Source organism: Haloarcula rara, assembly GCF_029338235.1.
GTDB classification, from domain to species: Archaea; Halobacteriota; Halobacteria; order Halobacteriales; family Haloarculaceae; genus Haloarcula; species Haloarcula rara.
The window spans coordinates 244,988-259,995 of the sequence record NZ_CP119785.1 but is presented as its reverse complement, the minus strand read 5'-3'; the positions used below and the strand labels follow the sequence as shown (position 1 = coordinate 259,995).

The 15,008-nt window shown below is 65.7% G+C and carries 13 protein-coding genes; 6 read left to right on the top strand and 7 right to left on the bottom strand.

All coding sequences use genetic code 11. The features are described 5' to 3' along the window. Position 1: 1 nt before the first annotated feature. A complete protein-coding gene (locus P1K32_RS01290) occupies positions 2–2,413 on the bottom strand; it encodes a DNA topoisomerase VI subunit B (RefSeq protein ID WP_276250926.1) in 2,412 nt (803 codons plus the stop codon). A 244-nt stretch (positions 2,414–2,657) separates the two neighbouring features. Here P1K32_RS01290 and gyrB point away from each other — a divergent pair, with 244 nt between their 5' ends. Genes gyrB through P1K32_RS01270 form a run of 4 tightly spaced genes read left to right on the top strand, consistent with a single transcriptional unit; the run spans position 2,658 to position 7,852 of the window. Continuing rightward, positions 2,658–4,586 (top strand): DNA topoisomerase (ATP-hydrolyzing) subunit B, encoded by a 1,929-nt coding sequence (gyrB, locus tag P1K32_RS01285; protein WP_276250925.1) that lies wholly within the window; start codon positions 2,658–2,660, stop codon positions 4,584–4,586. Beyond that, a complete protein-coding gene (gene gyrA / locus P1K32_RS01280) occupies positions 4,583–7,072 on the top strand; it encodes a DNA gyrase subunit A (protein ID WP_276250924.1) in 2,490 nt (829 codons plus the stop codon). Before gyrB ends, gyrA begins: the two co-directional genes overlap by 4 nt. After that, positions 7,029–7,517 carry a glycerophosphodiester phosphodiesterase gene (locus tag P1K32_RS01275; protein ID WP_276250923.1) on the top strand — a complete coding sequence of 163 codons (489 nt, stop codon included), beginning with the start codon at positions 7,029–7,031 and terminating at the stop codon, positions 7,515–7,517. Before gyrA ends, P1K32_RS01275 begins: the two co-directional genes overlap by 44 nt. Continuing rightward, positions 7,514–7,852, top strand: a complete 339-nt coding sequence (locus P1K32_RS01270) for a glycerophosphodiester phosphodiesterase (protein WP_276250922.1) — start codon at positions 7,514–7,516, stop codon at positions 7,850–7,852. The genes P1K32_RS01275 and P1K32_RS01270 overlap by 4 nt, the downstream gene beginning before the upstream one ends. Here the strand turns inward: P1K32_RS01270 and rocF are convergent. Together rocF and P1K32_RS01260 are read right to left on the bottom strand one after the other, a co-directional pair. Next, entirely contained in the window at positions 7,849–8,757 is a 909-nt protein-coding gene (gene rocF, locus P1K32_RS01265) for an arginase (protein ID WP_276250921.1), read from the bottom strand. The genes P1K32_RS01270 and rocF overlap by 4 nt on opposite strands. 39 nt (positions 8,758–8,796) lie before the next feature. Continuing rightward, complete coding sequence (locus P1K32_RS01260; RefSeq protein WP_276250920.1) at positions 8,797–9,717, bottom strand: NAD-dependent epimerase/dehydratase family protein; 921 nt, start codon at positions 9,715–9,717, stop codon at positions 8,797–8,799. Positions 9,718–9,842: 125 nt separating this feature from the next. On the opposite strand from P1K32_RS01260, the gene P1K32_RS01255 reads away from it, so the two are divergent. Next, positions 9,843–10,376, top strand: a complete 534-nt coding sequence (locus P1K32_RS01255) for an HTH domain-containing protein (RefSeq protein WP_276250919.1) — start codon at positions 9,843–9,845, stop codon at positions 10,374–10,376. A gap of 105 nt (positions 10,377–10,481) precedes the next feature. Then, positions 10,482–11,645 (top strand): NAD(P)/FAD-dependent oxidoreductase, encoded by a 1,164-nt coding sequence (locus P1K32_RS01250; RefSeq protein WP_276250918.1) that lies wholly within the window; start codon positions 10,482–10,484, stop codon positions 11,643–11,645. Between the two features lie 229 nt (positions 11,646–11,874). On the opposite strand, the gene P1K32_RS01245 is transcribed toward P1K32_RS01250, so the two are convergent. From P1K32_RS01245 to P1K32_RS01230, 4 genes are all read right to left on the bottom strand, one after another. Then, positions 11,875–12,063 carry a hypothetical protein gene (locus P1K32_RS01245; protein ID WP_276250917.1) on the bottom strand — a complete coding sequence of 63 codons (189 nt, stop codon included), beginning with the start codon at positions 12,061–12,063 and terminating at the stop codon, positions 11,875–11,877. Positions 12,064–12,117: 54 nt separating this feature from the next. After that, on the bottom strand, positions 12,118–12,942 hold the full coding sequence (locus tag P1K32_RS01240) for a nucleoside phosphorylase (RefSeq protein WP_276250916.1): 825 nt from the start codon (positions 12,940–12,942) through the stop codon (positions 12,118–12,120). Continuing rightward, positions 12,939–13,331, bottom strand: a complete 393-nt coding sequence (gene cdd / locus P1K32_RS01235; protein WP_276250915.1) for a cytidine deaminase — start codon at positions 13,329–13,331, stop codon at positions 12,939–12,941. Before cdd ends, P1K32_RS01240 begins: the two co-directional genes overlap by 4 nt. A gap of 100 nt (positions 13,332–13,431) precedes the next feature. Then, entirely contained in the window at positions 13,432–14,790 is a 1,359-nt protein-coding gene (locus P1K32_RS01230) for a phosphopentomutase/phosphoglucosamine mutase (RefSeq protein ID WP_276250914.1), read from the bottom strand. Between the last annotated feature and the right edge of the window lie 218 nt (positions 14,791–15,008).

Here is a 15,008-nt window from a genome sequence, read left to right as displayed (position 1 = left end):
GTCAGGCGTCCACCGTCAGTTTCTCGTCCTCGATGCCGTCGACCGAGACGGTGAATTCGGCCTCGTCGTCGACGCTGTACTCCAGTACCGCTTTCTCGCCGGCCGCCACCGTCGGCGACCACTTCACGAACCACTCGCCGTCCATCTCGACGACCTGTGCGCCGTTGGTGTCTGCGGGCTCGACGCTGACGATGTCGGTCACGTCGAGTTCGGCGTTGGTGTCGTCGTTGTTCTCGACCACCAGTCGCACCGTTCCGTCCTCTACCTCGCGTTCCACGAGGACGTTGTTCATGATGCGAGCCAGCGAGTCGTCGATGTTCAGCTCCTCGCTTTCCGTCACCTCGGTGAGCTTCTCGGCCATCTCCGGGAGGATGGTCGCCAGCTTGTCCTGTTTCTCCCGGCGCTGTTGCATCGACTGGCGCTTGTTCAGGTAGCTCTTCAGTTCGCGGGCGGCCTCCCGGATGGCGAGCTCTATCTCGTCTTCCATCTCGGGGACGTTCGCGATGGCGTCCTTGGATTCGCTGGTGAAGGGGACGTTCGTCGACGCGACGTGGACCATGATGACGGCCGGACCGTTCGGGATACCGGAGCCGCCGGGCTGGTCCAGGTTGTAGTTGCGCCAGTTGATGGATTTGACCACGTCCGTCGTCGCACAGGCGCCGCGCTGGTAGACCAGCGGGACCCGGTTGGCGAAGCGCCGTACCTCCACGGACCCCTCGGCGGGGAGGTCCCCGCCGTAGGCGATGCCGGCCTCGACGATGAACGGGTCGCCGCCGTGGACCGCCGCGTCCCGGGTGGAGGCGGCGTAGAAGTCTGCGTCGTACTCTTTGCGGAGGCCGGACTCCACCAGCTCGTCCGTGATGGGCGCAAGGCAGTCCGTCGGCGGCGCGATGATGTCGGTCTCGCGCATCGCGGTCAACAGCTCGCTGGCCGTGTCGCGGTCGCCCGCCACGTCGGTGACCTTGGGCGGGTCGTCGGGCACGCGACCGGCGACCTCCCACAGCTCGTCGACGATGTTCTCGCGTGCCGTCTCGCCGAAGGTCACCTCGTCTTGCTCTTCGGTCATGTCCGCGGCGCGGTCGACGTACTCGCGGAACTGCTCGCGCGTCAGGCGGTGGCGGCGTTCGTCGTCGTCGGCGTCCGCGGGGTCCGCGAACTTCTCGGCCAGTCGCGAGGCCAGTCCCTCGACGGCCGCGTCGTCCTTCCGGACCGTGGTGGCGGCGTCGACGAGTTCGTAGAGGTCGCTCGTCCGCTCGGCGGTGACGGCGGCCCAGGCCGCCTCGACCGCGTTCTCGCGGACTGCGGAGCCGAAGGTCTTGTCGTGGTCGGCCTCCGCCTCGTCGGCGGCCTCGTCGACGATTGCGACGATGTCGTGGTGGGCGACACGGCCCCGGTCTTCGATAGCGTCGGTGACTGCGTCGGCGAACGCCGCAGTGGCGGTCGCGCCCTTGTTCGCGACGGCGTCCTCGACGGCCGCCGCGATATCGGCGTCCTCGTGGCTCGCGGGCGGTGACCAGGCCATCCCGCGACCGAAGTGGCGGTCGTTGAAGTTCGCGATGACGCTGTCGGCCGTCTTCTGGCCGACGCGGGTGAACTCGCCCTGCATGAACCCCGAAATCGAGTACGAATCGGTGGCCTCCAGCATCTTCAGGAGCGTCCCGAGTTCGACGCCGTGGGGGTGGGGCCGAATCTCCTCGGTCTCTGCCGGGAGGTCGGCGCCCTCGACGCGCTCGAACTTCAGCGACTCCTCGAGGCCCGGCTCCATGAACTCGATGCGGGCGTGGGGGTTGACGACTGCGGTGTCCTGGATGTACTCGCGCAGGCTCGACCGGGCCCGCATGTTGGCCTCCATCTCCAGTTCGATGCGGGTGCCGTGGGGCCGTTCCCAGGCGGTGGTCTCGTCGACGCTTATCTCGGGTTCGTTCGTGTCGGTATCGACGATGAGCTCGAAGTACTGGGCCTCGGCCTGGCCCTTCGGACGGGAGGTGATTTTCGCGGGTTTACCGGAGGTGAGCTGGGAGTACAGAACCGCCGCGGAGATACCGATACCCTGCTGGCCGCGGTTCTGTTCGCGGGCGTGGAACCGTGAGCCATAGAGGAGCTTCCCGAAGATTTTGGGGAGCTGTTGCTTGGTGATACCGGGTCCGTTGTCCTCGACGATGAGGCGGTAGTAGTCGCCAGCCTCCTGTATCTCGACGTAGATGTCGGGCAGGATACCCGCCTCCTCGCAGGCGTCCAGGGCGTTGTCGACCGCCTCCTTTACGGCGGTGACGAGCGCTCTGGCCCCCGAGTCGAAGCCGAGCATGTGCTTGTTCTTCTCGAAGAACTCGGCGATGGAGATGGCCCGCTGGGACTGGGCCAGCTCCTCGGCGATGCCCTCCCCGTCGCCGAGTTGCGACTGAAACGATGTCATTTCGTAGGGTAGGTACCGCCGTCGGGGTTAAAAGGTAATCGCCACCACGGTGAAACTGAACCGTGGCCGGCCCGGCAGCCGGCCCCCACTGCAGTGTACGGCGGTGTTCGTTCCGGCCACCCGAGCACGGACAAAAGGACCGGGGACTGCGCCCGTTTTCGGCCGACTGAGAGTGATTCTCCAGCTTGCGCACGCGCGTGCGGGACCTTTATCACCCCGCATCTACTATGAGGAATCAGTTCCTATGTCAGGAGAGTCTGAAGAGTACGGCGCAAAGTCGATCCAGACCCTGGAAGGGTTAGAAGCCGTCCGGAAACGGCCGGCGATGTACATCGGATCGACCGACGCTCGGGGTCTCCACCATCTCGTCTACGAAGTGGTCGACAACGCTATCGACGAGGCCCTCGCCGGGTACTGTGACACTATCGACGTGACTATCCACGACGACGGCTCGGTCTCCGTCAGCGACGACGGCCGGGGTATCCCCGTGGACGAACACGAAGAGCACGGCCGCCCCGCTGTCGAGGTAGTGATGACCATCCTCCACGCCGGGGGGAAGTTCGACAACAAGTCCTATCAGGTCTCGGGCGGGCTACACGGCGTCGGGGTCAGCGTCGTAAACGCCCTCTCGAAGTGGCTCGAGGTCGAGGTCAAACGTGACGGCGCGCTGTGGAAGATGCGCTTCGACCACGGCGAGCCGGAGTACGACTTACAGAGGGTTCGTGACCTCGAACCGGACGAGGAAACGGGTACTACAGTGCGGTTCTGGCCCGACGACGAGATATTCGAGACCGGCGAGTTCACCTTCTCGACGCTTCTGTCCAGACTGCGCGAACTCGCCTTCCTCAACTCAGGGGTCGCTATCGGTCTCGAAGACGAGCGCGATGGCAACAGCGAGACCTTCGAGTACGAGGGCGGTATCAAGGAGTTCGTCGAGTATCTCAACGAGACGAAAGAGCCGCTCCACCACGACGTCATCTACTTCGAGGACGAGGCCGAGATTCCCGAGGGCGTCGTCCAGGTCGAAATTGCCATGCAGGGCACCGACGACCTGCAGGGCTCGATTCACGCCTTCGCGAACAACATCAACACACGCGAGGGCGGTGACCACCTCACCGGCTTCAAGACTTCGCTGACACGCGTGGTCAACGACTACGCGACCGACAACGGCCTGCTGAAAGACCTGGACGACACCCTCAAGGGCGACGATATCCGTGAGGGGCTGACCGCGGTCATCTCGGTGAAACACCCCGATCCGCAGTTCGAGGGCCAGACGAAGACCAAGCTGGGCAACAGCGAGGTCCGGGGCATCGTCGAGTCCGCGATGCACGACGGGCTCTCGACCTTTTTCGAGGAGCATCCCGACACCGCCGAGGCCATCGTCGGCAAGGCCGTCGAGGCCGCGAAGGCGCGCAAGGCCGCAAAGAAGGCCGAGGAGCTCACCCGTCGGAAGTCGGCACTCGACTCGACGGCGCTGCCCGGCAAACTGGCTGACTGCCAGACGCGGGACCCCGAGGACGCCGAGCTGTTCGTCGTCGAGGGCGACTCCGCGGGCGGCAGCGCCAAACAGGGCCGCAACCCCGAGTTCCAGGCTATCCTCCCCATCAAGGGGAAGATTCTGAACGTCGAGAAACACCGCCTGGACCGGATTCTGGAGAACAACGAGATACGCAATCTGATTACGGCACTTGGCACCGGCATCGGCGACGAGTTCGACATCGACGACCTGCGCTACGAGAAGATTATCATGATGACGGACGCCGACGTCGACGGCGCCCACATCCGAACCCTGCTGCTTACCCTGCTCTATCGGCACATGAAACCGCTCATCGAGGCGGGCTACGTCTACGCCTCCCAGCCCCCGCTCTATCGCGTCCGCTATCGAGGGAACACCTACGACGCGATGACCGAGGAAGAACGGGACCGCATCGTCGAGGAGAAATGCGACGGCAATCCGACCCAGGTCCAGCGGTTCAAGGGGCTGGGAGAGATGAACCCCCAGCAGCTCTGGGAGACGACGATGGACCCGGAACACCGGATTCTCAAACAGATTACCATCGAGGACGCCGCGGCCGCCGACAAGATGTTCAACGTCCTGATGGGCGACGCCGTCGAACCGCGCAAGGAGTTCATCAAGGAACACTCGCCTGAAGCGGAGTGGGTGGACATATGAGCTCGGACGTACCCGACGACCCCAACGCGCCCGCTGACCGAATCAAACACGTCCGCATCGAGGACGAGATGGAGCAGTCCTACATCGACTACGCGATGTCGGTCATCGCGGGTCGGGCCCTGCCGGACGTCCGCGACGGGCTGAAACCCGTCCACCGGCGCATCCTCTATGCGATGCACGAGATGGGCGTCTCCTCGAACACCGCCCACCGGAAGTCCTCCTCCATCGTCGGCGAGACGATGGGTGACTACCACCCCCACGGTGACAGCGCCATCTACGACACGCTCGTCCGGATGGCCCAGGAGTTCTCGATGCGCTACCCGCTCGTGGACGGCCAGGGGAACTTCGGGTCGATGGACGGCGACCCGGCTGCCGCCATGCGGTACACGGAGGCCCGGATGGCCCCCATCGCCGAGGAGCTACTCGCGGACATCGAGAAGGACACCGTCGACTTCTCCAGTAACTACGACGACCGCCTCCAGGAACCGGACGTCCTCCCGGCGAAGGTGCCCAGCCTCCTGCTGAACGGCTCGTCGGGTATCGCCGTCGGGATGTCGACGAACATCCCGCCACACAACCTCGGCGAACTCGTCGACGCGACGACCCATCTCATCGAGAACCCCGACGCGACCGTCGAGGACCTGATGGAACACGTCAAGGGGCCGGACTTCCCGACCGGCGGGAACATCGTCGGCCGCGACGCCATCTACTCGGCGTACGCGACGGGCCGTGGCCGCCTCAGAGTCCGCGCCGAGTACGAGGTCGACCGCGAAGAGGGGCGAATCGTCATCTCCGAGCTGCCCTATCAGGAGAACAAGGCCCGCGTCGTCGAGCGTATCGCCGAGGACGTCAACGAGGGCAAGATAGAGGGCATCTCGGACCTGCGCGACGAGTCCGACCGAAACGGCGTCCGCGTCGTCGTCGAACTCAAACGGGGCGCGAACGTCGACGTGGTCGAGAACCGGCTGCTCGACCACCACCTCGAGTCCACGTTCGGCGTCATCAATCTCTCGCTGGTCGACGGCCAGCCGAAGGTGCTGTCGCTGAAGGAGACCCTGCAACACTACGTCGACCACCGCCGCGAGGTCGTCCGTCGGCGTTCCGAGCACGACTTAGCGGAGGCAGAGGACCGCGCACACATCCTCGAAGGTCGGCTGAAGGCCCTCGAAAACGTCGAGGACGTGGTCGAACTCATCCGCAACAGCGAAGACCGCGACGCCGCCCGGGCCGGTCTGCACGAGCACTTTGACTTCTCCGAGGAGCAGGCGGCCCACATCGTCCGGATGCAACTGGGCTCGCTCACCTCGATGGAAGCCGCCGAAATCGAGGACGAGTACGAGGACGTGCAGGACACCATCGACTACCTCGAATCCGTCCTCGCGAGCGCCGAGAAACTCGATTCGGTCATCGTCGACGAACTCCAGGCGATGAAAGACGAGTACGACGACGACCGCCGGACCTCTATCATCGAGGACGAGGGACAGGTCACGCACGAGGACCTCATCCCGGAGGAAGACTGCGTCGTCGTCATCACCGAGGACGACTACATCAAACGGATGCCTGTCGCGAACTTCGACCCACAGAACCGCGGCGGGAAGGGCATCATCGGTGCCGACCCCAAGGAGGGCGACCGCGTCTCGAAGGTCTTCCGTGCGAACAGCCACGACTACCTGCTCTGTTTCACCAACCAGGGTCAGGTCTACCGACTGAAGACCTACGAGGTGCCGGAGATGTCCCGCACCGCCCGCGGGAAGTCCGCCATCAACCTGCTGGACCTCGACGCCGACGAGGAACTGACAGCCGTCGTCTCCACGGACGACTTCGACGACGACGAGTGTATCACGATGGTCACCCGCCAGGGCTACGTCAAGCGGACCTGCTGTGACCAGTTCGAGAACATCCTCTCGACGGGGATTCGGGCCGCCAAGCTCGAAGACGGCGACGAACTCGTCGACGTCGACGTCACCGACGGCACCGGCGACCTCGTCATCGCGACCGAGCAGGGGATGACTATTCGCTTCGACGAGAGCGAGGTCAGCGAGATGGGTCGCTCCGCACGCGGCGTCCACGGTATCAAACTCCAGGACGACGACCGGGTAGCCGCGATGGTCGCGACCACCGACGAGGACCCTCGGTCGCTGCTGACGGTCACGAAGAACGGCTACGGCAAGCGGACCCGTCTCTCGGAGTACCGCCCGCAGTCCCGCTACGGCCAGGGGCTCATCGACATCAAGACCGACGAGCGCAACGGCCGCGCCTGCACGGCCAAGGCCGTCACCGAGGACGACGACCTCGTCATCATGTCCGAGCGCGGTCAGATCATGCGCATCCGGTCTGGCGACATCTCGCAGGTCGGCCGGAACACGATGGGTGTGACTATCATGGAACTGGACGACGGCGATGCGGTGGCAAGCGTGACGGTGGTGCCGGCCGACGCTGGCGATGGCGCGGCGGCCACTGACGCTGCTGACACCGGCGAACAGTAACACTGTGGCCCATCCGACTGTTTTCGCGCATCGCGGCTTCGCCGGCAAATATCCGGAGAACACCGTCGGGGCCGTCCGCGGGGCGGTCGCCGACGGTGCCGACGCCGTCGAGATAGACGTCCAGCCGACCGCGGACGGCGATGTCGTCGTCTTCCACGACCGGCGGCTGGACGGTGACGGAGAATCGGGTGCGCTCACCGACGGCACCGGCGTCGTCTGGGAGCGACCGACGGCCGCGGTGACCGCTGCGCGAGTGCTCGGCACAGACGAACGTGTGCCGTTGCTGGCGGACGTCCTGGCGGCCGTTCCCGAGACCGTCACCGTCAACGTCGAACTGAAAAATCCCGGGAGCGACGATACCCGGCCCGGGGAGGCGCTCGGGGTGCCCCGCGACGGCAGGCCCGCCGCCGCTGGGAACCATTCGTCGAGTCGGTGCGTTCGGTGACCGACCGCTTCGACCACGACGTGCTGTTCTCGTCGTTCTGCGAGGGGGCGCTGGCCGCGCTCGAGGACGCTCCGTCGACCGACCGGGTCGCCGCGCTGGTCGCGCCGAACTGCGCCGAGGCGGGCGAGACCGTCGCCCGGCGGTACGACGTGGACGCGATTCACCCGCCGGTCGAGCTGCTCCAGCACGACCCCGAGATGGCCGCCACCGCCGAGGACCTCGGCGCAGACTGTAACGCCTGGACGGTCCGGACGTGGCTGGACGCGAGGGACGCCATCGAGGCCGGCGCTGACGGCATCATCGCCGACTACCCTGGCCTCCTCGCGGGGCCCTAGAGCACCCGCTTTCCGAAGGCGCTGGCGGCCAGCTCACAGGCGAGTTTGGCAGTCTGGTTGTGGTCGTCGAGGACGGGGTTCACCTCGACGAGGTCGAGCGAGCGGAGCCGGTCGCGGTGGTCGGCGACGGCCTCCATCGCGCTGTGGGCCTCCCGGTAGGAGACGCCGCCCCGGACCGGCGTACCGACGCCAGGGGCCTCCGTGGGGTCGAGCCAGTCGAGGTCCAGTGAGACGTGCAGCCCGTCGGTGTCCTCGGTCGCTCGCTCCAGCGCCTCCGCAGTGACCGCCGGTGCACCGCGGGCGTCGATATCCGACATCGTATAGACGGCGACGTCGCTCTCCCGGAGCAACTCCCGTTCCTGGTCGTCGACGTCCCGAACGCCCACCAGCGCGACGTTCGCCTCGCTGACGGCCGGTTCGAGGCCCCACGCCTCGCCGCCGAAGGCGGCGTGTCCCAGGACGGCCGACAGTGCCATCCCGTGGATGTTCCCGCTCGGCGTCGTCGCCGGCGTGTTGAAATCACCGTGGGCGTCGAACCAGACCACGCCGAGTGACTCGTCTGACGCCGCCGCGCCCGCGACGGAGCCGATAGCGATGGAGTGGTCACCGCCCAGCACCAGCGGTGTCTCGCCGCCGTCGACGGCCCGGCTGACGGCGTCTCTGACGTCGGCACAGACCGCTCTCGTCTCACGGTGGAACTTTGCCCGACCGCCGTCGAACCCGGCGGCGTCCGGGTCGCGTTCCTCGGGGCGCGGCACCGAGATATCACCGCCGTCGGTACAGCTGGCACCGATAGCTTCAAGCTGAGCCGCGAGGCCGGCGTACCGAATCGCCGACGGCCCCATATCGACACCGCGGCGGTCGGCTCCCAGGTCCATCGGCACGCCGAGCACGCGGACGTCCATATCTCCGTCTACGCACCGCACGGGTAAAATTCTCCCCCGCTACTGGTACTGCGAACAGACCATCTCGACGCCTTCGTGGAAGGAAATTTCGGGCTCCCAGCCGGTCGCTTCGCGCATCTTCGTCGAATCAGCCATCGTATCGTGGACGTAGACGTCCTCGGGGATGGGGTTGTCTTCGTAAACCGGCTCGACGTCAGTTCCGAGGGCCTCATTGATGCGGTCGACGAGCGTGTTGAGGCTGTACTGCTCGCCGGTACCGAGATTGTAGATGCCGGTCAGTTCGTGGTCGGCGGCCAGTTCGAGCCCGCGGACGATGTCGTCGACGTGTGTGAAATCACGCGTCTGTGTCCCGTCGCCCCATATCTCCGGGTGGCGGCCGTTAGCGACGTCGTCGGCGAACTGCGCGATGAGGTTCGCGTAGTCGCCCTTGTGTGACTCGGCGCCCTCCTCCATGCCCTGATACACCGAGAAGAAGCGCATCCCGGCCATCGAGAGCCCGTAGTGGTTGTGGAAGTACTCGGCGTAGCGCTCACGGGCGAGCTTCGAGGCCTCGTAGCCAGTGTTGACCGTGACCGGCATATCCTCGGGCGACGGCTCGCTTCGGTCGCCGTAGATAGACGACGTGGAGGCGTAGACGACAGTGTCACAGCCGTCCTCGCGGGCCTGTTCGACCACGTTGACGAACCCCTCGACGTTGACACGGACCCCTTTTGTCGGGTTCTCCTCGTGCATCGCGTAGGAGGACAGCGCTGCCAGGTGAAAGACGACGTCCACGTCCGTCGGCAGGTCCTCGTCCAGGACGCTCCCGTCGACGTACTCGACGTCCGCGTTTACGTTCTCCGGCGTCCCGAGATAGCCATCGTCCAGTGCGATGACGTCGTTATCGGCAGCGAGATGGTTCGCCAGATTGGACCCGATGAACCCGCCGCCACCGGTGACCAGCACGCGTGCTCCGTTCATACTGGTGGATTCTCGGGGGACCCGTGAAAATGATGTCGCTCTCGCTTTGGCCCCTGCTGACGACCAGCCGATTCCTGGTTGGGGCCACCGTCGCTTTTAAGGGCGGCTGTACCGAACGAAAGATTATGTCTTCAATCGAGCTGACACCCAGTCAAAAAAACATTCTGCAGGAGCTGGTAAACCTGTACCGCGAGAGCGAAAGCGCCGTCAAAGGCGAGGATATCGCCGAGAAAGTAGACCGCAACCCGGGAACTATCCGGAATCAGATGCAGAGCCTGAAAGCGCTCCAGCTGGTCGAGGGCGTTCCCGGCCCGAAGGGCGGCTACAAGCCGACCGCGACCGCCTACGACACGCTCCAGATTCAGGAGATGGACCATGCCGCCGAGGTCCCGTTGCGCCACAACGGCGAACTGGTCGAACACGCTAACGTCGAGGAGATCGACCTGACCAGCGTCCACCACCCCGAGCAGTGCCGCGCCGAGATTCAGCTCCAGGGCTCCATCACGGGCTTTCACGAGGGCGACGACGTCACTGTCGGGCCGACCCCGCTCTCGAAACTCCAGATTATCGGCACGTTGCAGGGCAAAGACGACACGAGCAACAAGCTCATTCTCAAGATAGACGATATGCGAGCCCCGGCCGGCGAGCCCGAACACTAGTCTCTGCTCCCGAGGTCGATTCACTGTCGTCCATCTCCCACGATTTTTCACCGCTCTAACGGCGAATCCGTAGCCTTTGTATCATCCCCGTCCGGACTCTCCGGTATGACCGACAAGGTCGTCGTACTCGGCGCTGGGTATGCCGGTGCAGGCGCCATCAAGAGCCTCGAAGACGAACTGAACGGTGACGCCGACGTCACCTGGATCGCCGACGTGGATTATCACCTCGTCCTTCACGAGTCCCACCGCTGTATCCGGGACCCCTCTATCCAGGACAAGATTTCGATTCCCGTCCACGAGATCAAACAGCCGACGACCGAGTTCATCCAGGACACCGTCACCGGCATCGACACCGACGACCGCGTCGTCGAACTCGACAGTCGCGACGGCGTCGAGTACGACTACCTGCTCGTCGGCCTGGGCTCGAAGACCGCCTTCTTCGGCATCGACGGCCTCGCGGAGTACGCCCACACGCTCAAGAGTCTCGACGACGCGCTGGGCATCCACGACGCCGTTCAGGAGGCCGCCCGCGAGGCCTCCCAGAGCGACCCCGCGCAGGTCGTCGTCGGCGGCGCCGGACTGTCAGGCATCCAGACCTGTGGCGAGATAGCCGAGTTCCGCGACGACCACCGCGCGCCCATCGACATCCACCTCGTCGAGGGGCTGGACGAGATTTTCCCGGGGAACGACCCCGAACTTCAGGGCGCGCTCCGGAAGCGCCTCGAAGAGCGCGACGTCAACATCGAGACCGGCGAGTTCATCGGCGAAGTCGACGAGGAGACCGTCTACATCGGCGACGAGGACGAACTCGACTACGACGTCCTCATCTGGACCGGCGGTATCACCGGCCGCGACTGCGTGCGTGACGTCGACCTCGAGAAAGACGAGCGCAACCACCGCATTCACTCCGAGGGCGACTTTCAGACCACGGACGAGCGCGTCTTCGCCATCGGCGACTGTGCACTCATCGACCAGCCCGGCGAGAACCCGGCCCCACCCACCGCCCAGGCCGCCTGGCAGGCCGCCGAGGTCGCCGGCGAGAACCTCGCCCGCGCCGTTCGGGACCAGCCCCTGAAGACCTGGACCCACAAGGACAAGGGGACGGTCATCTCCGTCGGTGAGAAAGCTGTCGCCCACGACGTGATGGGGATGCCCATCGACACCTTCGGCGGGCTCCCGGCGAAGGTCCTCAAGAAAGGCATCGCCGCCCGCTGGATAAAGGACGTCACCGGTGTCGGTCGCGCCGTGAAGGCGTGGCCGGACATGTAGTACCTTTTTACTGCGTCGGGTGTCCTCGCGCCTTCGGCGCTGCGGGCACCACTCCTTGTAAAAATCTACGCTAAAAACTCCCTTCACGCTCCCTCGCTTCGCTCGGTCGCGTGAAGTGAAACCGCTCACTGACCGCGAGCGGTATGCTCCGTTCGTCAGCCTGCCCTTCCCCGGGTTGCGCCACAGAGGGCGCTCCCGGCCAGCAGGTTGACTGGCCCCGAGTAATCAGCTACCCATCTGCCGGCTGACCGTCCGATTGCTCGTACGCTTCCTGTTTCGCTTCGTTCCTGCCCCGATAGTACAACCAGAAAATGACCCCGAGAGTCACCGGGAAAAAGACGATAGCGACGATTGCGAGCGGCGGGAAGAGGACGAAGAGGGCGAGCGTCTTCCACGAGATGAACGTATCGCGGGGCATGGGAGACGTACATATCATCGACAGATATGTTTTGTGCGGTTCGAGACGTGACATCTACCGCTCGATAGAGAGCCCGGCGTGCCAGTGGTCCGAATCCGACGCTTCGACGGCCTCGTCCATCCGCTCCAGATAGGTGACAGCGTGGTTGGCACACTTCGCGGCCCGTGATTCACCTTCGGTCCGGAACTCGCCCGTTTCGCGGTTGGCGTAGACGGTACAGACCGCGCCGGCTCGCAGCCCGTAGATGCTCGCGAGCGTGAGGATGCTGGCGGCTTCCATCTCGAAGTTGAGCACACCGGCCTCCCGTAGTTCTTCGATGTTCGCCTCGCTGTCGCGGGCTTCGAACCCCTCGAAGCCGGGGCGTGACTGGCCGGCGTAGAAGCTGTCGGTCGAGCACGTAATCCCGAGGTGGTAGTCGTAGTCCAGCTCCTCGGCGGCGGCGACGAGCGCCGAGACGACCCGGGGGTCGGCCGACGCCGGGTAGTCCTCGCGGACGTACTCCGTGCTGGTGCCCTCCTGTCGCACTGCGCCGGTCGTGATGACGAGGTCGCCGATGCTCGCCTCGGGAACGATGGCGCCACAGGAACCCACCCGGAGGAGGGTGTCGACGCCGACGCGGGCCAGCTCCTCGACGGCGATAGCGGCAGAGGGGGAGCCGATGCCCGTCGAGGTGACCGAGATGGGCGTCCCCTCGTGGGTCCCGGTCGCGGTGCGGTACTCGCGGTGGCTGGCGCGAATCTCGTGAGTCTCCCAGTCGTCGACGATGGCCTCGACGCGCTCGGGGTCGCCCGGTAGCAAGACGCTGGGGGCCACGTCGCCAGGGCCGACTTCGAGATGGTACTGCACCTCGTCGTGGGGGTCCTCGCTGTCGCCCGTCATTCCAGATGCTCCCGGGTGATCGTCGTCGGTAACAGTTCCCCCAGCGTGTATTCGGTCGGTTCGCCGCCGGCCTCACTCTCGGTGACGATGGGGAATTCCTCGCCGCAGAACTCCGCGAGCGTCTGGCGACACATCCCACAGGGCGTGACACCGTCCCGTTTCGCCGAGCTGACCGCCAGCCGGGCGAAAGACTGGTGGCCCTCGCGTATCGCGGTCCCGACGGCGACTTCCTCGGCGTGGAGACTGTTCGAGTAGTTCGCGTTCTCGACGTTACAGCCCGTGTAGACGGTTCCGTCGGCAGTCTCGATGGCGGCGCCGACGCGGTACTCGGAGTAGGGCGCGTAGGCCGCCTCGGCGGCGTCGCGGGCCGCCTCCAGCAGGTCGTCCATACCCCGGCCTCGCGCGGCGGGGGGAAATACCCACCGCCGTCGGAGCTGCGCCACGACGAGTCTCGCTTCACTGTGCTCGGCTCACCGCCCGCAACTGTCGTCAGTGCCCTGCCGATTCGACCGCAGATTCGACGACCGCTCGCACGTCCGCAACGAGGGTCTCTACTGCGTCGCTCTCGGCGTAGATGCGGACGTAGGGCTCGGTGCCGCTCGGTCGGACGAGCGCCCACGAATCGTCGGGAAAGGTGAGGCGCACGCCGTGGTCGGTGGCGACGTCGCTATCGGGGAACGTGTCGGGGAGCTCGGTTTCCAGGGCAGTCATCACCGCGGGCTTGCGAGCGTCGGGACAGTCGACACTCACCTTCCGGTAGGGCCGTTCGGTTATCGCGGCGCGGCGCTTTGCCAGCCCCTCGGCTGCCACCAGCCGCGTGATAACAGCCGCGCTCGCGACGCCGTCTATCCACCCGCCGAAGGCGGGGTGGACGTGCTTCCATGGCTCGGCAGCGAAGACGACCACGGTGTCGCTCATCGCCCCCGCTCGCACGCGAGCGATGCCCTCGTGCAGTGCGCCAAGGCGGACTCGCTCGACGCGCCCACCCGCGGCTTCGACGCGCTCGTCGATGCGGCCGGAGGCGTTCGGTGTCGTCACGACCACGGGATCCTCGACGGTCGCTGCGGCGGTGTACTGTTCTGCCAACATCGCCAGCACGGTGTCTTCGTGGACGATATCGCCGTCACTGTCGAGGACGACGATTCGGTCGGCGTCGCCGTCGTGGGCGACCCCCAGGTCGGCGGTCGTGTCGGCCACGAACCGGCTGAACTGCGCCAGCGTCTCCGGCGTGGGTTTGCTCTCTCTGGCCGGGAAGTGACCGTCGACGTTGGCCTCCGTCGAGACGACGTCCGCGCCGAGGGCTCGCAGGACCAGCGGCGTCCCGACACTGGCCATCCCGTTGCCACAGTCGACGGCGACGGTCAGTCGGTCGGGGTCGGCCCCGAACCCTCGGGCGTAGTCGGCCACAGCAGTCCGATACGTCGGCAGGACGTCCTCGGTGAGGGAGCTGCCCCACGTATCCCACGACGACGGTGTGGCCCCGTCCTTGACCCGCCGTTCGATGGCAGACTCGGCCTCGTCGTCGTACTCTTGGCCGTCGACAAACAGTTTCAGCCCGTTGTCGGTCGGCGGATTGTGGCTCGCGGTTACCATCACGCCTCGGCGCCCTCGCGAGGCGTACGCCAGCGCGGGCGTCGGGACCTGCCCGACCCGGCTCACTTGCACCCCGGCGCTCTCCAGTCCCGAGGCCACAGCGTCGGCGAGCGACGGCGACGTGACTCTGCCGTCGTGACCCACGACGAACTCCTCGCCGTCCTGCCCCGCCGCTTGTCCGACCGACAGGGCCAGCTCGGGCGTGACCCGCTCGTCGACCCCGCCGCGAATCCCGGCCGTCCCGAACAGTTCCATACCCCTATTGCGATTTCTCGGTGTTTAGTTCTCCCGGCTCAGGTAGCCCGGCGCGCGCTATCGCGCCCTTGTGGCGCGACGACATTGTGCGAGGGATGAGTAGCGCAGGCGAGCCCTGCGAGCCGAGCAACGCAGTCGGCTGGGGAGGGCGTGGCTGTCTACAGTGAGCATACCGCTCGCCATCGGCGAGCGGTTTCACCGAACTCGCGGCTGAGCCG